General features: G+C 61.5%; 18 protein-coding genes and 2 pseudogenes. 8 read left to right on the top strand and 12 right to left on the bottom strand.

Translation table 11 applies throughout. The features are described 5' to 3' along the window. Positions 1-6 precede the first annotated feature (6 nt). From fhuB (BA190_RS08825) to BA190_RS08805, 6 genes and pseudogenes are all read right to left on the bottom strand, one after another. Positions 7-1,974, bottom strand: a complete 1,968-nt coding sequence (gene fhuB / locus BA190_RS08825; protein ID WP_068285248.1) for a Fe(3+)-hydroxamate ABC transporter permease FhuB — start codon at positions 1,972-1,974, stop codon at positions 7-9. A 1-nt stretch (position 1,975) separates the two neighbouring features. After that, entirely contained in the window at positions 1,976-2,899 is a 924-nt protein-coding gene (locus BA190_RS08820; protein ID WP_068285246.1) for an ABC transporter substrate-binding protein, read from the bottom strand. 1 nt (position 2,900) lies between these two features. Next, complete coding sequence (locus BA190_RS08815) at positions 2,901-5,276, bottom strand: TonB-dependent siderophore receptor (protein ID WP_068285244.1); 2,376 nt, start codon at positions 5,274-5,276, stop codon at positions 2,901-2,903. Positions 5,277-5,491: 215 nt separating this feature from the next. Continuing rightward, positions 5,492-6,208, bottom strand: coding sequence for a FecR family protein (locus BA190_RS08810; RefSeq protein WP_245314644.1), 717 nt, complete (start codon positions 6,206-6,208; stop codon positions 5,492-5,494). A gap of 162 nt (positions 6,209-6,370) precedes the next feature. Beyond that, positions 6,371-6,520: pseudogene (locus tag BA190_RS36800) on the bottom strand (FecR/PupR family sigma factor regulator); the annotation flags it as partial. 104 nt (positions 6,521-6,624) lie between these two features. Beyond that, positions 6,625-7,137: an RNA polymerase sigma factor gene (locus tag BA190_RS08805; RefSeq protein ID WP_068285240.1), complete on the bottom strand. Its 513-nt coding sequence runs from the start codon at positions 7,135-7,137 to the stop codon at positions 6,625-6,627. Between the two features lie 997 nt (positions 7,138-8,134). On the opposite strand from BA190_RS08805, the gene BA190_RS36430 reads away from it, so the two are divergent. From BA190_RS36430 to BA190_RS08765, 8 genes are all read left to right on the top strand, one after another. Then, positions 8,135-8,368, top strand: coding sequence for a hypothetical protein (locus BA190_RS36430; protein ID WP_068285238.1), 234 nt, complete (start codon positions 8,135-8,137; stop codon positions 8,366-8,368). Positions 8,369-8,499: 131 nt separating this feature from the next. Continuing rightward, on the top strand, positions 8,500-9,342 hold the full coding sequence (locus tag BA190_RS08795) for a MurR/RpiR family transcriptional regulator (RefSeq protein ID WP_068285236.1): 843 nt from the start codon (positions 8,500-8,502) through the stop codon (positions 9,340-9,342). Positions 9,343-9,670: 328 nt separating this feature from the next. Continuing rightward, a complete protein-coding gene (locus BA190_RS08790) occupies positions 9,671-11,230 on the top strand; it encodes an ABC transporter substrate-binding protein (RefSeq protein WP_068285235.1) in 1,560 nt (519 codons plus the stop codon). Between the two features lie 2 nt (positions 11,231-11,232). Then, positions 11,233-12,195 carry an ABC transporter permease gene (locus BA190_RS08785; RefSeq protein ID WP_082979582.1) on the top strand — a complete coding sequence of 321 codons (963 nt, stop codon included), beginning with the start codon at positions 11,233-11,235 and terminating at the stop codon, positions 12,193-12,195. Between the two features lie 119 nt (positions 12,196-12,314). Continuing rightward, positions 12,315-13,049 carry an ABC transporter permease gene (locus tag BA190_RS08780; RefSeq protein ID WP_162275073.1) on the top strand — a complete coding sequence of 245 codons (735 nt, stop codon included), beginning with the start codon at positions 12,315-12,317 and terminating at the stop codon, positions 13,047-13,049. After that, positions 13,050-14,507, top strand: coding sequence for an ABC transporter ATP-binding protein (locus tag BA190_RS08775; RefSeq protein WP_068285231.1), 1,458 nt, complete (start codon positions 13,050-13,052; stop codon positions 14,505-14,507). Positions 14,508-14,587: 80 nt separating this feature from the next. After that, positions 14,588-18,190 (top strand): ABC transporter ATP-binding protein, encoded by a 3,603-nt coding sequence (locus BA190_RS08770; protein ID WP_068285349.1) that lies wholly within the window; start codon positions 14,588-14,590, stop codon positions 18,188-18,190. 296 nt (positions 18,191-18,486) lie between these two features. Continuing rightward, entirely contained in the window at positions 18,487-18,762 is a 276-nt protein-coding gene (locus tag BA190_RS08765; RefSeq protein WP_068285348.1) for a hypothetical protein, read from the top strand. A 137-nt stretch (positions 18,763-18,899) separates the two neighbouring features. Here BA190_RS08765 and fhuB (BA190_RS08760) read toward each other — a convergent pair whose 3' ends face one another. The 6 genes and pseudogenes from fhuB (BA190_RS08760) to BA190_RS08740 all read right to left on the bottom strand — a co-directional run bounded on the left by fhuB (BA190_RS08760) (position 18,900) and on the right by BA190_RS08740 (position 26,133). Then, positions 18,900-20,948, bottom strand: a complete 2,049-nt coding sequence (fhuB, locus tag BA190_RS08760) for a Fe(3+)-hydroxamate ABC transporter permease FhuB (RefSeq protein ID WP_068285229.1) — start codon at positions 20,946-20,948, stop codon at positions 18,900-18,902. A 10-nt stretch (positions 20,949-20,958) separates the two neighbouring features. Then, the gene (locus BA190_RS08755) at positions 20,959-21,777 is read right to left on the bottom strand and encodes an ABC transporter substrate-binding protein (protein ID WP_256390521.1); all 819 of its coding nucleotides are present in this window, start codon (positions 21,775-21,777) and stop codon (positions 20,959-20,961) included. A gap of 80 nt (positions 21,778-21,857) precedes the next feature. Beyond that, positions 21,858-24,254 carry a TonB-dependent siderophore receptor gene (locus BA190_RS08750; protein ID WP_162275070.1) on the bottom strand — a complete coding sequence of 799 codons (2,397 nt, stop codon included), beginning with the start codon at positions 24,252-24,254 and terminating at the stop codon, positions 21,858-21,860. Between the two features lie 189 nt (positions 24,255-24,443). Continuing rightward, positions 24,444-25,151, bottom strand: coding sequence for a FecR family protein (locus BA190_RS08745; protein ID WP_371260306.1), 708 nt, complete (start codon positions 25,149-25,151; stop codon positions 24,444-24,446). Positions 25,152-25,277: 126 nt separating this feature from the next. Beyond that, positions 25,278-25,460: pseudogene (locus tag BA190_RS37190) on the bottom strand (FecR/PupR family sigma factor regulator); the annotation flags it as partial. A gap of 157 nt (positions 25,461-25,617) precedes the next feature. Continuing rightward, entirely contained in the window at positions 25,618-26,133 is a 516-nt protein-coding gene (locus BA190_RS08740) for an RNA polymerase sigma factor (RefSeq protein ID WP_068285223.1), read from the bottom strand. Positions 26,134-26,289: the final 156 nt, after the last annotated feature.

Raw genomic sequence — 26,289 nt, 5'->3', positions numbered from 1 at the left:
TCACACTCAATCAGCCGCCCTCCAAGCGAGCACAAGGAAACAGAGGGGTGCGATCAGGCTTGCAATCAAGCCAGCCGGTATTTGATTGGGGAACATCACGACCCGTCCCAGCCAGTCGGCTGCGATCATCAGCTGGCAGCCGATGGCGGCGGCCGCTGAAAACTCCCCAATCGGACGGCGAAAACCGAGCATGCGCGCAAGGTGCGGCGCCATCAGCCCGACAAAGCTCAGCGGGCCAATGGTTAGGACCGACAGCCCGACCAATCCGGAGGCGAAGGCAAGCAGGATCACCCTGCTCCCTTTTACCGGCATGCCGACTTCCATCGCCATGCCCTGCCCGAGAGGCAGAAGCTCGAGCCAGCGTGCGAGTAGCGGCAATATGGCCGCCATCACGCCGACGGCGGCGGTAAGAAGCACGACGTCACGCGGCTGGGCGAGGAATGTCGAGCCACTCAACCACCGTAGCAGATCGAACACGCGCGGATCGCCGCTGGCCAGCACGATCGAAACGAGGGCGCTGAACGCCGTCGCCGTGGCCATGCCGACAACGAACAGATCGTGGGCCTCGAATGAACGCCGCTGCGCCATGGCCAGAAGCAGGATCAGCGCGATGCCCGCGCCGGCCATGCTGAGCACGGGAGCGAGGGGCTGGGCTCCATCGGGGAGCATGATAGCGACGACGGCACCGCAGGCCGCACCTGAGCTGACGCCCAGAATTTCAGGCCCTGCCAATGGGTTTGCCGTCAGGCGCTGGATGATGCATCCGCTTACGGCAAGCAGGATCGCGCCAGCTCCCGCCGCCAGCATACGCGGCCCCCGCCAAAACAAGGTGGCCTCCCAGGTCGAAAGGCCGGAGATGTTCCAGCCGTGCAGGCCACGGCCGACCAGAAGCGAGGCGATGACGGTGAGCAGCACCAATCCAACGAGCCAGCCCGGGTGAACCCCTGCCCTGCGCCTGCGGGCGACGAACGATCGTGGCGGAAGATGCCTCTTCATCGAGCGTTGCATGACGAGCCAGACAAGCAGCGGTGCGCCCAGCAGGGCCGTGGCGGCACCGGCCGGAATCTCGATGCCGCCGAAGATCGTGCGGAAAGCCTGGTCGGTCAGCCAAAGCAGCAGCCCTCCGATCATGGGCGAAAGCAAGAATTGAGAGCCGACGCGGTGATAGCCGAGGCGGCGCACGATCTCGGGCGCGGCAAGGCCGACAAAGCCGATCACGCCGACGGCTGCAACGCAAACCGCCGTGATCCACAACGCGACGGAAAGCCCCGCGAGTCTCATTGCCCCCGGCGACACACCGAGGCTGCTCGCCGCCTCGTCGGAGACGGCAAGCACCGCGATCGGTCGAACCATGAGCAGCGAAAGCACCAAAGCTGGCACCAGCCGGGGCGCAAGATAGAAGACCGTCTGCCAGTCCTGTGTCGCAAGCGAACCGCTACCCCAGATGAACAGGGTTATCAGGCCTCCATGCAGCATGATCAGCAGGGTATTGGCGGCCCCGGCATAAAGGCCGATCACGAGCCCCGCGACGAGCGTGGTCTGAGGCGAAAACCGGCCGCGCCAGGTCATCCCGACGACGGCCAGGCCCGCAATCAGGGCCCCGGCAAAAGCGATTGCGGTCCGATTGGCACCGGCGAAGGCAGGCATGAGCATCGAGGCTGCGCTCAGCGCGAGAAAGGCGCCGGCCGCAATGCCGAGCGTTGCCGGTTCGGCGGCAGCGTTGCGCAAGACGAGCTGCAGGATCGCCCCGGCCAGGCCGAGCCCCGCACCCACGAGAAGGGCGGCGGCGATGCGGGGAAGAATGCTGTAATGGACCGTCAGTTGGCCGAGATCGCTGGCGTCGGGCGCGAAGAGAGCTTTCCACCACAGGCCGGCCGACAGGATTTCGGACATGCCATGCAGGCTGAAAGCCAGCGAAGCCAACGCCAGTCCCGCGGCCAGACACCATAAAAGCCGCTTGTTGCGGTCCTCCATTTCAAGGGACCCCGGCTTTCAGGGACGCCACGAGCAGTCTCGCGAAGCGATCCGCTGCGGACAAACCGCCATTTTCGAGAATGGCCGGTAGCTGGAACACCCTGCCGTCCCGGACAGCCGGCAAGGAATTCCAGAAGATTCCGCCCGCGCTTGCTTGCGCCATCGCATTGCCATCACCGGCATCGATGAGGATGATGCCGGCGTCCGGCACGCCAGCCAGCCTATCGAGACCCACCACGATCCGCCCTCCCCAAAAGCCGGATTTTTCCTCCGCATTGACCAAGGCAAGCGCGCCGAGCACGTCGGCGAACAGGCTTTTAGGACCAAAGAGAGTCAGATGCTGCCCATCGGCGAACATGGCTATGAAGAAGGGCCGCCCGCGCCATCTCGCCACCTCCGCTGCGGCCTGTGCGAGGTGCTGCCGAGTATCCTCGATCAAGGCTTCTCCCTGCTGCGGCATCCGCAGGAGACTGGCGAGAAGGCGGGTCGCCGTTGCTGCCGCCTCGATCGAATGACGTCCCTCATGCTCCAACGAGATCGTGACTACGGGGGCGGTCCGCTTGAGCAGGCCGCCGGCAACCTGAAGGGCCGGCGGGATGACGATGAGATCCGGCTTGAGCTCATCCAGGAGTTCGAAATTCGGCGTGAAGAGCAACCCCACGTCGACGACGCCCGAGGGAAGAGCGGGTTCGACCGCCGAGCGCCGGTAATAATCGATGGCGGGAACGCCGATGACGTTCGCTCCTATGCTGACTGCGGTCGCCGCCAGAGCCCAGTCCAGCACGACGATCCGGGGCGACGACATGGTGGGCAGAGCCGCCGTGTCATCCGGCACGCAGCTCCAGCCCAGGCCGGCCCCCAGCATGGCCAGGAACAGGCGTCGGCCCGGGCGCTTTTCGTCTGCGGCAAGCCGTCGAGGCACCATGTCACCAGTGGCTCTTGAGGCTCACCAGGAAGCTCCTCGGCTCGCCGTAAATGCCAAAATACCGGGTCGGCAGGCGATCGAAGTACTTCCTGTCCAACAGGTTCTTGACCGTAACCGTACCCTCGAAATGATCGTTCAACTTATAACCGAGCTGGGCATCGACGACGGCGTAGGCACCTTGGCTCGACATGTCGCTGGGGCCGGTCGGGGAGCCGCGTTGTGTCCGGCTATAGGCCCGCAGGCCGGCCCCGAGGCTCAGCCCCTCGAAGCGCCCGCCTTCGAACGTATATTTGCTCCACAGTTTGAAGGCATGCTTGGGTTCCTCAGGATCGAGCACCATGCCGGCATTGCTGGGATCGCTGAGATATTTCGTCTGAAGGTAGGTGTAGCCGGCGGTCAGGTTCCAACCAGGGAGGATTTCACCGCTTACCTCGGCCTCGATGCCGCGGCTGCGCGCCTTGCCGGCATCGACGGAGAAGATAGGGTTCGTTAGGTCCGCGACGGCACGGTGATTGTCGTCGATGTTGAAGGCGGCCAGGGTTGCGTTCAAGCGGCCATCCAGGAAGGTGCCTTTCACGCCGACTTCATACTGGCTGCCCACGCGTGGCTGTAGTCCTTGCCCGGTAAAGGTTGGGTCGGCCTGCGGCGTGAAGATATCCGAATAGCTCGCATAAACCGCATAGGTCTTGTTCAGCTGATAAACGATGCCGGCATAGGGAGTGAACTTGCCGTTGACGCTCGGATCGCTCGTCCAGGTACCGGTGGCGGGGATCAGGTTCCGGTGTTCATTGCCGTACCAGCTGAATCGGCCGCCCAGGACGACGGTCAGCGGGTCGAGCAGCTTCAGGCGGGTCTGGCCATAGAGGCCCGCCTCCTGTGTACGAGAATCCTGGCCATAAGTGAAAGGTACGTTCTGGTAAGGTATCGTGGCATGCGCGGAATAGATCTCGTAGACACCGCCATCCATGTAGCCGCTGAGCTGGTGCTTGTCGCGATAGGAATAGTTCGCCCCCAGCAGGAATTGGCTTTCACGACCGAACAGCTCGAAAGAACCGGAGATGTTGGTGTCGACGCCCAGCCACTTCTGATCGAGCACGCCCGACTGGAGCGCATAGTCCGACGTATTGGTGGCAGGATTCACACCATCCGTCATGTAGGCATATTTGGCGTTGCTGCGCATGTCGCGGTAGAGCAGCGAGGTGTTGCTGACCCAGCCATTGTCGAAAGTATGCTTGAGATCGGCATAGCCTTCCGCCGTGGAGAAATTGTTGTAACTCCAGTCCGCGCCGAAGAATGCGGAACGCGGAGCGTTGAGGAAGGCGCCGTTGGTATAGAGCGACTGGCCATAGTCGAACGGAGCAAATCGCTGTTTCTGATAGACGCCTGAAAGGCTCAGCGTGGTCTGGGGGGAAAGGTCGACCTGGAGCGCGCCATAGGCCGTACCATGCCATTCCTTGGCCTTGTCGTAGAAGAAGTCGCGATCCTGCCCCGCCACGATGACGCGCCCGCGGATGGTACCCTCCTTATTCAGCGGACCGGTCAGATCGATTGTCTGGCGAAGAAAGTTCCAGGATCCGTATTGGGTGTCCGTCGACAGCGAGAAATGATCGAGGGGCATTCGACGCACGAAATTGACGGTGCCCGCGGGCCCGCCCGTGCCTTGCAGCAATCCGGCGGGGCCGCGCAGGACTTCCGCACGATCATAGATCGCCATGTCGAATTGCTGCTGATACTGAATCCCCGACGAGACGGGCATACCATCATACTGAGCATCGAGCTGATAGCCGCGGGCGCTGAAATAGGAAGTCCCGTCGCCGTAATTGACGGCCGTCACGCCGGTTGCCTGGCGCAGCGCCTCATCGACGGTATTGAGGTTCTGATCCTCCAGGCGCTGCCGCGTCAATACCGAGACCGAGTTCGGAATTTCCTGGATTGGCACGGGTATCTTCCCGGCAACAGTCACAGACTGAGCATTGTAGGCGCCCGACCCTTCGGTCGTCGCCGAATTCGCACCTGCCTGGACGATGACCGGGTCCAGCTCGATGGTGCCATCGGGCGCTGACAAGGGTGTCTCGACGGGAGCCTCCCGTCCGACGACGGCTGTGCGATCGGAGCTGATGTCAAAGGAAATGCCCGTCCCCGCCAACATCCGCGCCAGGGCCTGTTGCGGCGTCAGGGTGCCATTCACCGCCCGGGAGACCACCCCGCGCGAGGTTGCCGCCGCCAGTGTCACCTGCAGGCCCGATTGCCGGCCGAAGGCATTCAATGCAGTCGCCAGCGGTTGGGCTGGAATGTCGAAGGAGCGTGCGGCATTGACCTGGGCCGCTTGTGCGACCGGTTGGAAACAAAAGGGAAGGCTAGCGAGGCCAGCCAACATGACGGCTGCCCAAGGCCGTCGTTCAACAGCCGGTCCAACTCTCCTACCGCCGGTATCAATTTGGCCCCTGACCGGCCGTCCCCTCAAAACCATCTGCCTGGATCTCCAATCCGCCGCGCGGCGCCAACACACGCGCTTGCCAACCAAAGACGACCAGCCCGCGATTTTTTCTCACGCGGGCTCAAAATTTGTTTGAGGTCGTTTTTTGAGCAGCCCTAGTAGTGTGAGAGAACTCGCACATAGGGCGACAACTCGCGCACCTTCCCGCCATAAGGCTGAACCAGCGCTCGCAAGGCTCGGTCGGGATCGCGCAGATCGTAAAGCCCGGTCACACGCCGAGCCGCCAGATTGCCGTCGGGCAGCTTGATCCAGGCTGAATGGTAGCGCTGAAGCTGTTCGACGACCGAACCGATGGTTTCGTCATTGACGAAAAGCTGACCTTCCCTCCAGCTCGCGATGTCCTTTTGGGCCACGGTCCCCCTGGTAATCTGCCCGGTGGCACGGTCCACGACGGCCATCTCGCCGGGCATGAGCCTTGCTTCACCGGGGACACCGGGATGCTTGTAGGAGACATCGATGGATCCGCGCGCGAGCTGGACCGTCGTCGCCATAGTGGACAGCCGCACGTCGAAAGCCGTGCCGAGCACCGTCACATCGACGCCGCCTGCATCGACGACAAAGGGATGCGACGCGTCATGGGCAACGTCGAAATAGGCCTCGCCGGAAAGAAGCCGGATCTTGCGGAGCCCTGAGTCTCCGATATTCACCGAGATCGCGCTATCGGCACCCAGCATGACGAGTGTGCCATCCCTCAACCTGATGTTCCGGCTTTCGGCTGTTGCCGTGATGTAGTCGGCTTCGAGCCGCAGCATGATCGTTGGCATGGCCGCGACCAGGAAGATCCCAGCAATGGCTGCCGCGACCATTGCCATGGCCCATGTCCTGCGCCTTGGCCGTGCACTCGCGGGGGCGGAAATGCGGGCCTTTCTTCTTCGTTGTGGAGCGGGGGAAAGCGCGGCCTCCTTGCGATGCCATAAATGCCGAAGAGCCGGCGCTTCCTCACCCATCAGATGCCAGGTCTTGCGCGCGGTTTCCCAGGCTTTCGCATGGGCGTCGGAGCAACGGAGCCAAGCCTCGAATTGCCTGGTCGTCGCCGGGCTGGCAGGCTCGTTCTGCAGGCGCAACAACCAGTCGACAGCTTCCTCGAGGATGGGGTCCGGCTTGTCAGCTTCGGTCAAAGTCATTCCTGGTCATTTGATGCCGTCACCGGGCATGGCGCGCAACTTTATCCGCTTCAGTCCAAAAGACGATCGACGGGCAAATTTTTTTCTCAAACCGATGAGAGGGGTCAGATATTGTCCCGCTCGATCTTCATCGCGATCCGCAAAAGCACGGTGCGGACATGCCGATGGGCCGTCGCGACGGATATATCCAGATGCTCGGCCACTTCGTCGAGGGTGAAGCCGCCAAAACGATGCATTTCGGCTGCAACCCGCACCTCCAGCGGAAGCGAAGCGAGGATATCCGATACGATCTTGATGTGATCACCCAGCAGCAAGGATTCTTCAGGCGTGGGCTTCATCTGAGGAAGAGCCCAATAGGGGCCGTCGTCCTTGGCCACTCGCTTTTCGACTTTCCGGCGCTTCAGTGCGTCAAAGGAAAGATTGCGAACAATGCGGTAGAGATAGGCGAGCGCGTGCTCGGTGCCCAAGCCATTTCCCGTCGAGGGGAAAAACTTGAGGAAGGCATCCTGTACGATGTCCTCGGCCGCTTCACGGGAGCCGAGAATAGGCGTTGCGTACTCGATCAAGGCTGAACGATTGCTGACATAGAGGCCATAGTGCACGTCGAGCTCGCGCATCAGACGCCCAGCCCACAGAAATACAGCAACACCGTCACGCTAGAGGTATCATGGACGACAACATTGATCATTTGACAGCACGCTCGACCAGAGTCTTCAGTTTGATGACGATCACATCAAGTGCTGCAATACCTATAGCTCCTAAAATACCCCTGCAAGACCAATGATTTAGACATATTCCAGCTTGCACACCGCGCGACCGTTGCGCCTTCAGGTGCCTTGGAGGAAGAAAAGTGCTCCCGGAATCTGGGCCGCCCCGGCTGGAGGATTTTCCGGGCTGAAGGCCCTTGGGCTCGCGAGGCCAATCCTCGATCGAATTTCCTCTCTATTCGCCGGAACTAGAACGCTACCGTTGGAAGGGTTGAGAGAAACTGCTCCCACGGAGCAGAACTCTTCCCATACCCTATCAATACGTTCACGAAGCTCTCAAATGGCGAACAAAGACATATTCTTATTCAATCATTATTTTACTACCGTAGTAATTTGTAGCTCCGTTAGGCCATTCAATTTTAACCAAGACAACGTCTTCCCCATGATATTCCTGCGGAGCTCTATAGTATATCCACACACCATCGATGAGGTTCTTGTTGCATTTTCTTAGCGGATTCCGAGAATTGTAATCGGGATATCCTTTGCCTGCTACAAAACGAAGAGTGCCGTGCATCGTTGATGATTCAATTTTTATTTTCGGAAATCCTGCGGATTTGCACTCCGAGTTCCCATGATACCAAAAGCCAGCACTGACTTCCTGCCCAGATTTTACCCTCTTTTGGCTTTTGAATCCGAGTGTCGTGCAACTCGTACTTAAGATCGCCAGCAACACGAGAGCGGCCGTAAAGCCCCGAATTTTCATTGTATTCCCTCTAATAAATTTACACCTGCTGACTCAAGCAATGGATTTATTTGAAGCAATATTATAGAATTCAGAACGATAAAACATAATTAACTTCTTTTGCATGTTTTTTGTTTCCGCTCATTGAAATCGATTCCTTAAGCGATGTTCACTCCTGAAGAGCCGTCTTTACCTGAGATCCCGACGCTTCGGCGCAAATTCACCCATGAAATGGGCATGAGGCTCATCATGAACGACGTCCCCGCCCAATCGATCAGGCTTGCCGCCGCCTCGGAGTGGTTTCGAGATGCCGAGCACAACATCCTTCTGGTCAGCCTAAAGAGCGGGTTGCAGCAGGCCAAACAACACCCGCACATTGAGGCGCCGATCGAGACATGAAGTTCACGCTTGTCGGCGAGGAATGGAATACCTATTCGGGTTGACGCCCCTACGCCAGCACCGGGGCGGGCGCTTCTGTCCTAGTGGCCGTTAAGTGACCGGCAACCATGACCATATTGCGGAGACGTGACATGCTCGAACTACAGGACGGACGGCGTCTCAGTGGCGCTGCACGCCGACTTCTGACCTATGTCGAGCAACATCCGAACGCGGTGCTGGTTAGTTCTGCGCTCGATTTGGCCGCCAAGATCGATGCCTCCGACGCAACTGTCATCCGGGCGATCCAGTCGCTCGGCTTCGACGGACTACCCCACCTCAAGACCGCGATCGCAGAGAAGCTTGACGCGGGTGCTCGCACGCCGGTGGAAAAGGTTGGTGTTACCCTGAGTGAGCTCACTCAGGAACACGGCCGAACGCCTTTCCAGCTCGTCATCGAGGCCTATGCCAAGATGCTCGAGAAGCTATCCCGATCCTCCCTACCGGACCAATTGGAAACTGCGGCACGACTTCTGCACGACGCCGATCGGATCGGACTTTTCGGGGGAGGACCACCAAATCGGCTGGCCCAACAAACCGCGACGCATCTCGCCCGCATCGGCCGATCCAGCTTCGCGATGCAGGATGCGGGCCATGCCTTTGCAGACGAACTCTTGGGCCTTCGGAAGGGCGACACCGTCATCCTCATCGCATATGGCAAGGTTCTCAAGGAGAGCCTGCTCATCAAGACGGAGCTTCAGAAGGTAGGCGGACAACTCGTCGTCATAACGGACAATCCGGCAGGCCGATTGGCCCATGGTGCGCAGGCGATACTGGAAGTCCCGCGCACGGAAGTCGGAAACATGACGCTGTATGGGACGATCCTGCTGGCCCTTGAGACCATTGTGCTGTCGCTCACGAAGCAGAACCCCCAGCGTGCCATGGAAACGGCACGCCGCCTGCGCGACCTGCGCGACGAACTGCAGCGCAGCGAATAGTGCCCGAGCTCCGGCCGGAACGTAGCTATCACTACATTTCCATCCGGTCCTGGCCGGCACCCCGTTCGCCTCGGTTCCAGCTATACGTATTTCTCCAATTACCAAGCAGCCAAATTGTCAATATTGCGTAGATTAGAACGATTTTAACTTATGAATTAAATAGCTTTACCTTGATTAAGGTGAATAGGAATGGTAGCTGTCACTACGCAAGATAGTGATCGAGTGGCGGCCAAAAGTTGTGATGGGCCGGAAAAAACGGGTTGCCCGGAACCGGCAACCTCTATCCGGCATCGCGATCATGCCCCCGCACATTCCGGGAGCCTCATCCATGATGTCCAGAAGAGCGGTGCTTACCGCACCCCTGGCGCTCGGCACCGCCGCCGTCGTGCTCGGTCGCTCGGCTTGGGCAAGGCAGGATCGCATTCTTCAGATCGTCTCGCCTCGCGAGATCACCAGTCTGATGCCAGACGACACGGGCTACCATTTCCGCCGGTTGCGCGTCGCCGAAACGCTGGTCGGAACCGACCCCCGGGGCAACCTGGCTCCGGAGCTCGCCAGAAGCTGGTCAGTCAGCGACGACGGATTGATCTGGTCCTTTTCGATCCGCGAGGGCGTGCGCTTCCATGATGGATCCGTGCTGAGTCCCGGATTGGTCCGGGATGCCATCAATATGCAGCGCAAGTCCCGCAACAATACGGAGATGGTCTCGCAGCTGCCAATTGCGTCCGTCAGCGCCGAGGGCCAGACGGTGGTCATCGCCCTCGAGCGGCCGTTCAGTCTCCTGCCAGCCTTTTTTACGGACGGTGCCGCCATCATCCTGGCGCCGTCAGCCTATGCCAAGGACGGCACGGTGACCCAGATAATCGGCACCGGCCCCTATCGGATCACCAATATCGACGGCAAGACCTCCGTGGATCTGGAGGCCTTTCCTGACTACTGGGGCACCCCAGCGAACATTTCCAAGGTTCATTTCACCGGCGCCACCTCGCCCGACACGATCGCCAACATGGCCGAGGCGGGACAGGCGGATCTCGTGTTGGGTCTGCCGCAAGTCCTGCGCGATAGAGTGGAGGGCAGCGGAGGGGTCCGTATCAAGCAGGTTCAGACCGCGCGTATTCTGGGGCCGATCTACAATGCCGGCGATAGTCGGTTCGATGACGTGGCGGTTCGCAGGGCTGTCTCGCTTGCGCTCGACCGGCAAGGCATTGCCGCGGCCCTGTTCCGCAATCCCAAGGCAGCCGCCAACCAACTCTTCTCGCCAGCGTTTCCAGGCTGGCACGATGCCAACCTGCCTCCAATCGAACGCAATGTCGAGGAAGCCAAGCGGTTGTTGGCGGGGGCGGACTGGGCTCCGGGACCAGATGGCATCCTTGCCCGCCAGGGAAAGCGTTTCTCCTTCATGGTCATCGTTGGAAAACAGCCGGAAATGACACCGCTGGTGCAGGCGATCCAGGCACAGCTCGCCGAAGTCGGTATCGAGGTTCTCCTGGAGAATGGCAGCCAGGCACAGGTCCTGGAATCCGTCGCCAATGGCAGTTTTGTCTTCGGCCTTACCCGGCGCAACTATGGCGCGGTACCCGATCCCGTGGCCACCCTGCTCGTGGATTATGGCAAAGCAACTGCGCAGAAAGCCGTGTGGGGTGGCATCAACTATCACAATCCCAAGCTGGAAAGCGCCCTCAACGACTATCTTGCCGCCACGAAGGAAGCCGATCGCGCGGCAGCCCACGACAAGATTCGAACCCTCGCCAACGGCGACCTGCCGGTCCTGCCGCTGGTCTGGTACGACTACAACGTCTCGATATCCGATCGGATAGAATACGACAGCGTGCCGGTCGACGCCCTGGAATTGAGCTTCTGGATCGATCGCGTCAAATGGGCTGACTGAGCGTGTCGCCCTTTCGCAGTGTTGCCGGGGTCGTCGTCGGTCATCTGCTGGCGGCGCTGGGAGTTGCCCTCGCGGTCGCCAGCCTCGCATTCGTCGCCGCACAGACGGCACCTGGCGACATCGCGTTTCGCATTGCCGAAGCGCGTTACAGCGAGCGTCTCTCCTTGCAGGCGGTGGATCAGGCTCGCCAGGTCGCGGGGCTGGATCGGCCCATCATCGTGCAATACGGGTGGTGGATCGGCTCGGCGCTGACCGGCCAGTTGGGGCGGTCGATGGTCAGTGGACGAGAGGTTGCCACTGAGATCTGGCGCAGCTTCCAGACGACTGCAAATGTCGCCATCATCGGCGTTGGCGCGGCCCTGGTTCTCAGCCTGGCCATTGGCTTTGCGGCAGGCATGCGGCGCGACGGCATCGTCGATCGGGGATTTCTCCTCGTTTCCGCAATCCTGTCGTCCGTGCCGTCATTTCTGCTCGGGATCATCCTGATCACCACGTTCGCCATCAGTCTGCGATGGCTGCCGGCAGCGGGCCATCATCAGCCCGGATATTCGATCCTGCCCTCGGCAACACTCGCTCTGGCGCTGCTGCCGGATCTTTCGCGCGTTGCCCGCAACGCAGTGGTTCGAACGATGCAGGATTTCTATCCAACCTATGGGCGGATAAAAGGGCAAAGTTGGTTGCGAATAACCTTCATGCACGCGCTGCGGCCGACCCTCGTGCCCGTCATCGCTTATTTCGGGCCGTTGGTGGCCCATACGATCGGTGGCTTGGTCGTCATCGACGTGCTGTTCAATCTCGATGGCCTGGGAACCCAGCTGATCGACAGCGTGCTCGCCGCGGACATACCCATGGCCATGGGCGCAGGGCTTCTCATCGGCATCGGCGTGGTCGTCGTCAATGGTTTCAGCGACGTCACCGTGCAACTGCTCGATCCGCGGTTGGCTACGGCAAGGCGGCAACCATGACGGTACCGTTGCCTGATCGATCCCCCATAATACGTCGGAGCCGACCGCCGCTCGCCGTCCTGCTTTTCGGTTTCCTGCCCTTGGGCGCGATGCTGCTCATTGCCTTGTTCGGGCCGTCGATGCTGACAGTCGACCCAAACCGCCAGGTCCTGGCCGCCGCCTATGCACCGCCATCGGCCGAATATCGCCTCGGCGCCGATAATCTCGGGCGAAGCATCGCGGCCCGGATAATCTCGGGAACCCGCATCTCGCTGGGAATTGCGGCTGCCGGTGTCCTCGCCTCGCTCGCCACCGGTCTCGCGCTCGGATTCGTCGCCGCCTTTCACACCGGCTGGATCCGGCAGGTGGTGATGCGGCTATCCGACGTGATCATAGCCTGCCCCAGCCTGTTGTTCGTCATCCTCGTCTCGGGCCTGCTGGGCGGCGGTATCGGCCCGATCGTCTTCGGCCTGTGGATGTCGCAATGGCCGGGCTTCGCTCGTCTCACCACGGCCATCACGGCACGCGAGCTGGCGACCGACCACGTCGAGGCATCCCGGCTGCTCGGTTTCGGCTCCGCCTACATATTCCGCACGCATGTTCTGCCGGCGATCGTCCCCTATCTGGCATCCCTGGGGGCGCTTGCCGTCGGCGCCAACGTTCTTACCATCTCGTCCGTCGGCTTCCTGGGTCTCGGCCTTCGACCGCCGGATGCCGAATGGGGCGCGATGATCGCCGGAACCATGACCTTCTTCCGCACCTCTCCGCATATGGTGCTGGCACCGGCCACAGCCATTCTGGCTTGCACGCTCTCGGCAACGCTGATCGGCGAGTATTACAGCGCAAGACGCCAGGGGATAGAGGAGGCCGCTTGAGTGAACAGCCTTGTCGTCGAACAACTCACCATCGCAACGTCTGACCGCGTCATCGTCGAGAATGTCTCCCTGGGTCTCGCCGCCGGGGAAATCCTGGCCATCCTGGGTGAAACCGGCAGCGGCAAAAGCCTTATCGGCAGCGCGATCATGGGGCTCGCCCCAAGCGGGGTCGCCGTCACCGGCCGCATCGTCGTCAACGGCCGTACCTACAGCGCAGCCGACCGCGACGCGCTTCGGTCACTCTGGGCGAAAGATCTCTTCCTGCTGCCTCAGGAACCGCTCGACGCGCTCGCGCCCTTGTTGAGTGCGAAGGCTCAGGTCGCCGAGCAGATTGCTTCGCCCCGACGATCGGACGAAGCCGCCGCCGCGCTGTCGGCGATGCAACTCGACACCGAGCATCATCGTAAACGCCCCTTCGAATTATCCGGTGGCATGGCCCAGCGCGTGATGGCGTCGATTGCCTCGGTGACGCGGGCCGGGATCGTCCTTGCGGACGAACCGACGAAAGGCCTCGATGCCGACCGGCGGGACATCGTGGCCCAGGTGTTCAGGACCCTGCGCCAGAGCGGCCGCGCGATCCTCCTGATCACCCATGATATCGCCCTGGTGCGATCGCTGGCCGATCATGCCGCCTTTGTCGACGAAAACACGATCGTCGAATCCGGACCGGCCGATGCCGTCTTGCATGAACCACGGACGGATTATGCACGTCGATACATGGCTAGTGACCCCTCGACCTGGGAGCGCAGACCCTACCAGCGATCCCACACACCGAAAGTGATCGAGGCCAATCGCCTGCGCATCGGCGTTGGCGGCAGGATCCTTGCCGACGACCTGAATTTTCACTGCCACGCGGGACATATTTCGGCACTCCTGGGAAAGAGCGGCATCGGCAAGACGACGCTGGGCCGAACGCTGCTCGGCTTGATCTCGCCCCTCGGCGGCAGCGTGCGGCGGCCGATTGCCGAAGGCGGCCGGCTCGTTCAGAAGCTTCACCAGGATCCGACCCGGGTATTCGCACCCTGGCAGTCCCTGGGGCGCAGTCTCGAGGACCTGTGTCGCCTGCCGGGCGGCGATCGCAGCTTTCGCGAAGTACCTGGATTGATGCAACGCTTCGGCTTGCGTCAAGACCTGCTCCACCGCCGACCGCATCAGGTCAGCGGCGGTGAAGCGCAACGCCTGGCGCTTGTCCGCATACTGGCGATGAGGCCGAAGATGCTGATCGCCGACGAGCCAACCTCGCGTCTCGATCCGCCGGTGCAAGAGCAGGTCATCCGGTATCTGCGAAAGGTCGCCGACGAGGATGAACTCGCCATCCTGCTCATCACCCATGATCGAGACCTGGCCAGGGCGATGGCCGACCGGCTGATGCTCATGGTGGCGGATGAGAATTCCCCGGCGACCTTGCTTGACGTCACGCGGTCGACGGTCGGCACGTCACCTCATCCCAAAACGTAATTGATACTACAATTTGGCCTATACGCAATGAGTTCGTAGTGATAGCTACAAGCAGGTTACCGCTTCTCATGGGCCTCGACATGCATTTTGACGCGCAACTCTGGACGGCGACAAGGGGATTTCGGGTTCGCATCGCCATGGCCGTGGCGCTTGGATTTCTCTCTCTTGCACTCGGAATCGCAAGGTTCGCCATCCTAGGCTGGCTGATCGCGCGCCTATTCGAAGGTACCCCACTGCCCGATCTGATGATCGCGATCGGTCTGCTCGTGGCGGTCATCCTATCGCGCATGGGCCTGGAATATTGGCGCGCGATGGTGGCGCACGGCACGGCGGCGCAGGTTCAGGACCGGATGAGGCTTAACCTCTACGACCATATCGTTGAGCTCGGGCCTGCCTGGCTCGCCGAACGGCGGACGGGCAGCATAGCCCTCTCGACAATCGATGGCGTCGAACAATTGCAGACCTTTTTCGGCCAGTTTCTCCCGCAACTGGCTATCGCTCTGCTCGCACCGGTTTTGCTGTTTGCCGTTCTGTCGTTCTGGGATGTCCCGGTAGCGGCGGTAATCTCGGGCGCAGCCATCCTCGCCTTGGTTTTCCCGGTGGTTCTCAAGCGCATTGGCGAGGAGTCGACGATGCGACGCGTGCGCTCCTTCAAAGCGTTCGGCGCCGATTTCCTGGATGCGGTCCAGGGCTTGCCGACACTCAAGGCCTTCGGGCAGAGCGCGGCATTCGGCGAGCGGCTTAGGCTGAAAGCGAACCAATTGGCGGAAAGCACGCTGTTCGTCTTACAGGCCAGCCTGATGAGCCGGGCGCTGACGGACCTCGCCATTGCCGGCGGTGCGTCCGCCGCCGTCGCACTCGGGGCCTGGCGCGTCAGTCATGGCGAAATGAGCATCGAAGCGCTGCTGATCGTTCTGATGACGGGGACCGAAGTGTTCCGCCCCCAGCGGGATCTGCGTACCCTGCTCCATCGCGGAATGGTGGCCAATGCGGCGGCCGCGGGAATCAAGGCATTGCTGCAGGCAAAGCCGCCGCGGCAACCGCGTGAGACGTCCGCTTGTCCAAAACTGGAGCCTTCGATCGGCTTTGACGATGTGCGGTTCAGCTATTCCGACGAGAGGGGCGTCGCCCTGAAGGGTATCTCGTTCGAGGTCAAGGCCGGCGAACGCCTGGGGATCGTCGGCCACAGCGGCTCGGGTAAATCGACAATCGTCAAGCTTCTGCTGCGGTTCTACGATCCCGATGCCGGCATGATCCGCCTTGGCGGGCGGGACGCCACGACGCTTGCCGCCGATCATATCCGCGAACAGATCGCCGTCGTGCAGCAGGATACCTACCTCTTCTATGGAACGGTCGAGGACAACATCCTTATTGCGCGACCCGATGCGACGACCGAACAGGTGAAGGCGGCGGCGCGCGCCGCCAATGCTCACGGGTTCATCACCGCGCTGCCGCGTGGCTATGGGACCATCATCGGGGAACGCGGCCTGCGCCTTTCCGGCGGCCAGCGGCAGCGCATTGCAATTGCGCGCGCCATTTTGCGCGACGCCCCCATCCTCGTTCTCGACGAAGCCTTGTCGTCGGTCGATGCCGAAAACGAAAGCCTTATCCAGACCGCCCTCGATGACCTTGCCAGGCAGCGAACGACGATTGTTCTCGCTCATCGGCTGTCGAGCGTGATCAACGCCGATCGCATCATCGTGGTCGCCGACGGTGGTATTGCCGATAGCGGCACGCATGCCGAGCTCATCGGTCGCGACGGTCCATACCGCAAACTGATGGCCGAGCAGGCCGCGTTCAGCGCGCACGATACGGTGCTCGACTTTGATACGGGCCGGCGAACGCCGGAGGCGAACGCAGCGGATATCCTCCAGGCTCCTTCCCCAAAACCTCAGCTGACCGAGGGCGAGAGGATTGCCTCGGGTCTCACGCCGTTCCAGACCCTTGCAACGCTTTTCAGCCTGATCGGGCCCTGGCGCCGGCAGTTGATCCTGACCGTCACCTCGGGCGTGGGGCGTGTCTACGCCCTGGTCGGCGTCAGCGCACTCAGTGCCCTGACGGTCGCGGCAATCAAGACGGGCTCATCGTTCGGCCCATACCTTCTGTGGATGGCGGCACTGGTGCCATTCGCGGCCTTCCTGCAATGGAACGAATCCTGGCGATCGCATGACATGGCTTACAGGCTGCTTGCCCGGATGAGGGTCGATCTCTATCTGGCGTTGGAAAAGCGCGCACCGGCCTACCTGCTCAAGCGCCGCTCCGGTGACCTCATCTCGCTCGGCACCCAGGATGTCGAGACGGTCGAGTATTTCTTCGCCCATGTTGTGGCACCTGCAATGGTGGCGCTACTGGTGCCGCTGTCGGTCTTGACCGCCCTGACGATCATCGCCTGGCCGACCGCTCTCGTGCTCCTGCCCTTCCTGACCTATGCCGGCCTCGCACCGGTGTTCGCACGCCGCAAGGTCGATACCCTCGGCGGCCGGGCCCGCGCCGAACTGGGCGGGCTCAATGCCTTCGTTGTCGACACCGTGCAGGGCATGGCTGAACTCATTGCCTTTCGCGCGATCGGCATACGCAGAAAGCTCTTCGCAAGCCAGATCGCCGGGTATCAGCGCACAAGAGTGGCTCTCAATGCGGACCTTTCCTTCCAGACCGCCGAGCAGGAAATGATTTCGGCTCTCGGCTCCGCATCCGTGTTGATGATCGCCGCCCTGCTGATCCACACGCATGCGTTCGAGCCGACATTCCTGCCACTCGTCACGCTGCTTGCTTCCGCAGCCTTTGCGCCCATATCGGAACTCGCCCAGGCGGCACGGCAACTCGCCGATTCCATCGCCTCCACGCGGCGCGTCCATGCCGTCCATGTGGAGCCTGTCCCCGTCGTCGACGGCCCGAAGATCTTGCCCCGTTCAGCGGGTGGATCCACCTTGGCATTCGAAGGCGTAACCTTCTCCTACGACAACACGGAAAGGGGCGTTCTCGAGAATATCGACTTCAAGGTACCGGCCGGAGCAAGGATTGCCCTTGTCGGCTCGTCGGGAGCCGGCAAGACCACCATCGCCAATTTGATGCTCCGATTTTGGGATCCGCAGCAGGGGCGCATCACGATCAATGGCTGCGACCTGCGCGATATCGCGCAGGACAGTCTGCGCGAGCATATCGCGCTCGTCGCGCAGGACACCTATCTTTTCAATGCTACCCTGGCCGAAAACATTCGGCTCGCGCGTCCAGGCGCAAGCGAGGTCGACCTGAACCGGGCCATTCAGCGGGCCGCCCTGGCGGGTTTTGTCGCGTCGCTGCCTGCCGGTCTCGATACCAATGTCGGCGAACGCGGCGTCCAGCTCTCCGGAGGCCAACGGCAGCGAATATCCATCGCTCGCGCCTTCCTCAAGAACGCACCGGTCCTGATCCTGGATGAAGCAACCTCGCATCTCGATGCGGCGAGCGAGGCGCATGTCCGAACCGCTCTCGATGAACTCATGGTCGATCGCACCACCATCATCATCGCCCATCGCCTTTCGACGATCCTCGGGGCTGATGAAATCCTGGTCATGCGGGGTGGGCGGATCGTGGAGCGAGGCATACACCGTGATCTGATGAAGCTGGGCGGTTTCTATGCTTCGTTGATCGGCCATCAGTCGGCCGGGTGGGCACCCGGCGAAAAGGCTGTGCTGGCGGTCTAATGAAAAGACCTTCCCTGGCAGCGAGAATATCCCATATGTCGCAGAGGTGGGGCAAACCTTCGAGCGAGCGATAAATTGGGAGGGCGAGTGTCCCTATGCATTGGAGAACCAGGCCACGCCGTCCGAGGTACAAGGCGATCCTGACGGTGCGACATCATCCCGCCGCAGAAGCCGGAGCGGCTCACACCCCTTGGTTCTGATTGACACGGACCGCTGCATCAGCATTGCTGATGTCAGCATTCGAGGACCAGACGCGCGCGAAGCTGATGCATCGCGCCGAGCAATGGACGCCGATGATGATGCATAAGATGGTGCTTGCGATAAGCCTGGCAGCGACGCTCGCCAGCTGTGCAACCATAACGCCCGCCGAAAGGCGTGCGGCAGATGAACAAAGCTGCAGAGGCTATGGTTTCAAGAAAGGAACTGACGGCTTCGCCAATTGTCTGCTACGGCTCGATCTCGGCCGCAAGGCCAATCGAGCCGCGATTGAGCAAAGCTGGTTCTACGATGATCCGTTCTTCTATGGCTCGCCAGTGATCCGATATCGCCCTATCTATATGTTCAGAAGGTAGTGAGACCGATGGGTCGTTCCGGGAGGCAAGGCGAGCCCTCGTCTTGGCAAGCCAACGTCGAATGCCCGCTTGGTCGATTGTCGCGAGACCAGGCTTCACAACGGTCATGCCAAGCCGCGATGCGATGGCGGAACGGCTTATCCGTTCGATCGTGAGACACCAAACCCATACGGTAGTCTAGCCTTGGCGCTGCTCCACATCAGGAAGAAGAAATAGGGCCCGCTGACTATTGCGGCGAAAAGGCCGGCTGGTATTTCAAAGGGAAACAACAGGTTTCTGCCAAGCCAGTCGGCGAGAACCATCAAGCACGCGCCCAGCATGGCCGAGCCGAAAAGCTGGTGCAACGGGCGTTGCAGCCCCGACATCGTAACCATGTGGGGCGCGAGCAGCCCCACGAAGCTAAGGGGCCCGACCGACACCACGGCAGTCCCCGTGAGCAGCGCGGTGATGGAAATCAGCACGATATGGCTCGCCCTGATCGGGACGCCGACACCGCGGGAGATGACCTGCCCGAGAGGCAGTATCGTGAGCCAGCGTGCTGTGGCGGCAGCACTCGCCAGACCGACACCCGTCATCAGCGTGACGATTCCGGCACTCCAGAACGTCGCTTGATAGGTCGTGCCGGCCATCCACGGCAACAAGCCAGCCATCCTGGGATCGCCGCTGACCAGCAGCAGACTGACGACGGCACTCATGAATGTGCCGAGCATCACACCGACCAGCACCAGCCGCCCGGAAGCGAAAGGGCCCCGCCGGGTCTGCACGAGCAGGGCAAGGAGAGCTGCCGCCCCGCCGGCTGAAGCTGCCGCTGTTTGATAGACAGCATTATCGATGGGCAACCAGAGCACTGCCGCCACAATGGCGAGTGCGGCGCCCGAAGAAATGCCGAGCAGTTCCGGCGACGCCATGGGATTGCCCGTGAGACGCTGTATCAGCATGCCCGCGCCCCCGAGCGCGGCACCTGCCGCCAATGCGACTGCGACGCGGGGAAGTCTGAGAGAAAGGACTCTCTCCCACGCATCGCCCGAACCGAAATGCCAGCCTGTGGGTCCCTGACCGAGATGGACTGACATCCATGCGAGTGCACCTAGGGCGAACGCCAGTAGCGACAGCCATAGTGCCGGTTTCGAGAGACGCCGCGCCAGAGGATCAGAGCCATCGTTGCCGGCCGGCGGTTCAGGCGCTGCCCGGCGCGATAGCCACAGGACCAGCGAGGAGCCGATGATCGCGGTGGCGATACCGGTCGGCAGTTCGGCGCTTGCGGGGAAGAGGGCCTGAACGCCTTGGTCCGCAGCGACCAGCAGCAGGCTCCCGGCTGCCGGGGACCAGGCGATGAGGCTGGCAGGGCTCCTTGCCCCTGCCAGTCGCGTCAATGCGGGCGCCGCCAGGCCGATAAAACCTATGACGCCGACGGCGCTGACCACGGTCGCGGAAAGCAGCATCGCAAGCAGGATTCCCGTCATCCTCCAAAGCTTCACGGACAGACCCAGGGCACTGGCATGGGCGTCTTCCAGAGCCAGGAGGGACATGGACCGAGTGAGGGGAAAGACGATGATTGAGATCGGCCCTATGAGCGCAGCGAGTTGCCACGCCGCCGACCAGCCGTCCTGCAACAGGGAACCGCTGCTCCAAACGAACAATCCTCGCAAGGCCTCGCCGTGAAGCAGAACCGGAACCGTGGCAAGCGCACCACAATAGAGGCAAACGAAAAGGCCGGCAGAAATCAGTCTGCCGGGAGAAAGAATCCGATCCCAGGCCAGCAGAAAGACAGTCCCTGTCGCTCCTGCCGCCCCAGCGAACGCAACGGCAAGCCTGCCAATGCCCCAGAGTTCGGGCAGCCAGAACGTGCTTGCGACGAGGGCAAGCTGCGCACCTGCCGATACGCCGAGCGTCGTGGGTTCGGCCAGCTTGTTGCGCAGGATCACCTGGAAGAGCGCCCCGGCCAGGCCGAGGGCCCAGCCGCACAGGACCGCCACGATCAGCCTGGGCAAAAGGCTTTCCCTCAACAGGATGAGGGGTATGTCATCGACGGGGGGACCGCGAAAGACTTCCCCCCATCGGCTAGCCGGCAGGATGGCGGCAATATTGTGGAGGCAGAGGCCGAGGAGGAAAAGCACAACGAGTGCCCCAATCGCCGATGCGATCCGGCCCCTGCCTGTGGTCTCGCTGCTTGAGGAGCAAAACATACTCGTCCGCTCACCCGAGGGCTTGGCCGATGGCGCGGGCGAAGCGCTCGGCGCTCGCCACCGCTCCAAAGAACCAAAGACCAGGCAACACGCTGACGCGCCGTTGACGGATGAAGGGCAGGTTCCTCCAGATTGCGCTCTCGGCCTCGGCGCGTTGCAGCTCTTTCTCGCCGAGCCCGAGATAGATCAGATGGGCGTCGCGATCTGCGGCCAGGGCATCCACGCCGGTTATGGTGAAGCCCCATGCACTGGTCTGGCCCCGCCAGGCATTGCGGAGGTCGATGCCATCAAGCACGTCCTGGAACAGACTCCCCGCGCCGAAGACCATGAGATGACGAGGATCAACAAAACGGGCGAGATAGAGCGGCCGGTCAAAACCGCCGATCGCAGCTTTTGCCTCGATGATGGCGCGATTGGCCGCCTCGATAGCGAAGCACGCCTCCGCACCCCGCCCGAATTGCGCAGCCAGCCGAGACAGTTCCCTTTGCGCGTGAAGGTAGGGATGCCCATCGGCACTGAAAATGCTGGCGGAGACACAAGGCGCGATGGACTCGATGGCCGTGGCGGAGGCCTTTTGGGTTTCGTTGACGAACACGACGTCCGGCACCACCTGCGCCAGCATCTCCAGGTTCGGGGTCGTGCGCAGCCCGAGCTCGATGGTGGCACTGGAAAGCGCCGGTGTTCCCACCCAATCCCGGTAGCCGGCGATCTCTGTCAAGGCCACGACGTTCATTCCCAGCTGCAGCGCCATTTCAGCGAGCGTCCAGTCCAGCACCGCGACACGGGGGCCTGGCGTCGCTGTAACGGCACTTGATGAGAAGGAAAGCATCCCGACCGTTGCGCCGCTTGCGAGGATGAAGTCACGCCGTGTCAGCCCTGAACCCGGTCGGCTGGCGGTCCGAACCAGCGCTACCATCGATAGGCCAGCGTACCAATGACCGTCCGCCGTTTCCCGAAACCGCACAGATTCCGGCTCCAGCAGGAGGATACATATTCCTTGTCAAAGAGATTGGTCGCGTTCAGCGAAGCCTTCCAGCCCGCAAATCGTGCATTCGCGGCTGCAAGGTCGTAGCTGATCGCCGCGTCGACGACGGTAAAGGACGGCACCTTGAAGGTGTTTTCGTCATCGCCATAGCGGGAGCCTTGGTAGCGCACGCCCAAGCCCAAGGTCAGGCCGGCGAGGCGCCCCGAAGCAAAAGTGTAATCCCCCCATATCGAAGCGCTGTCGCGCGGGGTGCCGACGACATCCTTGCCCAGGAGCGTTGGTTCATTCGTTCGAGAATTTGTGGCCAGCAGATGCGCATAGCTGGCGCGAATGTTGAAGCTGTCGAAGAGCGTGGCTACGGCGGAAAGCTCGACGCCCCTGGCATGGACCTCTCCGGTCTGCCGGTAGAGGCCTGGGATCCCGGTCGATGTCTTGACGTTGGTTTTCTTCAGATCGAAGTAGGAGGCCGTGATGAAGCCGTTATAGCCGACCGGCTGGTACTTGATGCCTGCTTCGATCTGTTTGCCCTCAGTCGGCTTGAAGGTCGTGCTGCCAAGATTGGTGCCGAGCTCGGGCTGGAAGGAGGTCGAATAGCTGGCATAGGGCGCAAGTCCATTGTCGAAGCGATAGACCGCACCGATGCGCCCCGTCAAGGCGTGGTCGTTCACTTTCGTGCTGTGGTCCGCCCAATCGGTGGTGTCGACGCTCGACCAGTCATATCGAAGGCCTCCCACGACGGAGAGATTGCCGATATCGATCTGGTCCTGGCCATACAGGCCAAGTTGATTGGCGACCTGTCGATCATCGCCCATCAGCTCAGGTCTGCCGATCCCCCCCTGATAAACCGGATTGAAGATGTCAAGGGGCGTGACCGACCAGTTGAAGCCGTAGATCTGTTCAAGCGTGGTGCGCTGGTAGTCGATGCCGAAAAGAGCCGTGTGCTGGAGAGGCCCGGTGTCGAATTTCGCCTGTGCGTTGGTGTCGACGGTGAATTGGCCCAGCTTGTCCCGATCATACATGGCATAACGATCGAGCGTACGATTATCGTCCTGCAGCCCAAAGGGCAGGACACCGCCGAACTCCGCATCCATATAGCTGTAGCGAAGGTTCTGCCGAAGAGTCCATGTGTCGTTGAAACGGTGTTCGAACGAATAGCCGATGCTCGCGCTTTGCCGGGAGTAGATGTCGTAGCTGGGCTCGCCGACATAGCGGCTGGATGGAATCTTGCCGTTTGGATTGGGCAGCACCGTCCCCACCGCCGGCAACGTATAATATTCGCCAAGGTCCGGGTCGTTCTGGTATGTCGAGAAAATCGTCAGATCGGTGTCGGCGTCGGGTTTCCAGGTAATGCTCGGCGCCACCGCAAGACGGCGGTCGCGGGTGAAATCGATTTGCGTCTCGGTGGTGCGTGCGATGCCGGTCAGACGGTAGAGCAGCGTCTTGTCGTCGTTGAGCGGGCCACTGAAATCGAACATGCCCTGCAGCCGCCTATAGCTGCCTGTCTGCACGGCGATCTCATGGTAAGGCTCTTCCGTGGGACGCTTGCTCACAAGCTCGATCACCCCGCCGGGGGATGCCTGTCCGTAAAGGACGGAGGCCGGGCCTCCAATACGTTCGACGCGCTCCAGCATGTAAGGGTCGATCTGGTTGATGCCCCAGGAACCGTCGGTAAGGCGCAGGCCATCCAGGAATTGGGTTGCCTGGAAACCGCGCGAATAGAGATTGTCGCGCTGGCTTGCCGTGCCGATCGGCTCGTCGATTCCCGGGGTATAGCGCAGCACGTCGGATACGCTCTGAGCCTGCCTGGTCTCGATCTCCTTGCGGCCGACGACGGTGACGGACTGAGGCGTCTTGATCAACGGTGTGTCGGTCTTGGTTGCGCTGGCGCTCTGGCGCGCCACATATCCCGGGACCGGGCCCCACGCCGTTTCCGCCCGCGCCTGCACGACGACAGGATCGAGTTCGATCGTGTTGCCGTCGATCGAACCGACGGCATCGCTTGCGGCAGCCTCGGGCCTTGCCAGGACGGCGGTCGTCGGCCCCGTCAGTCTTATGGTGATGCCGTTTCCGGCCACAATGCCCTGGAGGGCCTGCATCGGCGCCATGCTGCCCGAAACCGGCCGGGAGGTCTTGCCGCGGACGATCGAGGACGAGTATCCGACCTCCCAGCCTGTCGCCCGGCTGAAAGCGTCGAGGGCAGAGGCAAGCGGCTGAGCCCGGATCGAGACATTGACCACGCGCTCGGAAGACGGCGCGTTTGATTGGGCGAACGCCAGATCGGGGATGGCCGCAAGCACGGCGCATAGAGGGCTGCACAACATCACTGCATGCAGTGTTCGTTTCACCGACGGGAACGCATTCCTGTCGCCGTGCCCGCCTCGACTGCCCCTCATGATCCGCTCCATCCCGGACATCCCCCGTCACGCTCGAGGACCCGTGCCGCGCTCCGCGGCAGGGTCATCCACACCTGACGAACGAGCCGATGGAAGCTCACAAAAAAACTTCAGCGATTATCGAAGAATGAGAACGCCCCCCGGAAGGCGGGTCACGGATGCACCGGCGACCTCGGCCAGGGAGCGGATGACGCTCTCCGGATCGGCGAGGCGATAGTTGCCGCTGACGATGGAGCGACCGATCCGCCCGTCGATGGTGACGATCGGGCCGCCATAGTAGCGGCGCAGGTCGTCGAGGACTTTGGCAAGGGGTTTTTCATGAAAGACGATCCGACCGTCCAGCCAGGCAAGGGCATTGGCCGTATCGGTCTTTTCGACAGGCGATACCGAGTTCGAGGAAACCGACACCATCTCTCCTGGGTCGAGCTGTGCATGATCCTCAAGATCGGAAAGGCGGCTGACATCGATCCGGCCCCGCTCGAGTACGACAGTATCTTCGGCACCGTCGGTACGCACGGAGAATGCCGTGCCCTTGACCTCGACCTCTCCGAAGCTTCCCGAGACCCGGAAAGGGTGCTGGGTGTCATGCACGACATCGAAGAACGCCTCGCCTTCCAATAGCGTGACCGACCTGCGCTCCTTGTGAAAATCAATCGCGACGGCCGAGGCCGTGTTGAGTGTCATGCGCGAACCGTCGGGCAGCGTTACATCACTGCGCCCACCGGTGGCCGTGCGATAATCTGCCCGCCACTGCAGCATGAGGGCGGGGTATTGGTGGATGCCGATGGCGACCAGGATGCCGGCAGCCGCCACGGCCAGCGGCATGGTCCATCCGTTGGGCCGGCGCGCTTGGCGAGGCTGGAAGGGTAGCCTACCTTCCTGACGGTCGAGCCTGGCCGCCAGCGTTCTAGAGGCGACATCCAATTCCGGAAGCTCCCAAAGCGACTCCAACCTGGCGAAGGCTTCGGCATGCCGCCCATCCTGCTCGCACCAGGCTCGAAACTCCGATTTCAGCGACTCATCATCTGGGGCTTGCTGCAGGCGCACAAACCAGTCGAGTGCCGCATCCGTGACTGGATCGGGATGATTGCAGGCATCGTCTGGTCCGGAACCCTCAATTCTGTCTCGTGCCACTCAGGCCATCCGCCGGTTGCTGGATCGGACGCTCATATAGCCACGACGATCCAAGAACTAGAATCTCACAAGAAATTTCCCCGTGTCCTTCGTCTTACGTGCGACAAGCCTATCGCGCGAGGGGCAATCGTCCCGACACGACCTTCCGCCGAGGCTTTCAGTGACGGTCGAGACGTTTGAGCGCATCGTGGCAATGCGCCATGGCCAGTTTCAGGTCGTTGAAGACGGTGTTCGCCGAAACTCCAAGATGCTCGGCTATCTTTGGATAGGGCCACTTCTCGACGCGACTCAGCCGCCAAACCTGCTGGGCCCTGTGGGGCAGCCTAGCGAGCGTTTCCTCGAGTAATTTCAGTCGCTCCCTCTGGATCACGACTGCTTCAGCCGACGGCGCCTCGGCCGCCACATTGGCGATCTCAGTTTCAGAGGCGTCGTGGCGTTCGAACTTCGCGCGCATCTTATTGCGTCGCGCATGGTCGAGTGCCAGATTGCGTGCTGTCTGGTGCAGGAAGGCCTCGATATGGTCAATCGGGCCGGCCTCGATGGCCTGACGCGCCCGCACATAGGTCTCCTGGGTCAGATCCTCCGCAATTTGCGGATCACGAACGATCCGCATCAAGCTCCACATCAACGACCTGCGATGAAGCAGGAAGGCACTCGTCAGGCTCGCCGCCATAGCCCGCCTTCCTGAAGACGGATCAGGCCGACATACGATCCCTCAACCATTGAAGGAGAAATCACGTATGCATCAACTGGCTTCGCCCTCAGGCCTCGCCGCTTGTGCGTCAGCCGGTCGTCAGGATTCTGCATTTGGTGAAATGCTCCGTGGCTA

Source organism: Labrys sp. WJW (assembly GCF_001676615.1).
Taxonomy (GTDB): domain Bacteria; phylum Pseudomonadota; class Alphaproteobacteria; order Rhizobiales; family Labraceae; genus Labrys; species Labrys sedimenti.
This window is presented reverse-complemented; position numbering and strand designations above follow the sequence as displayed.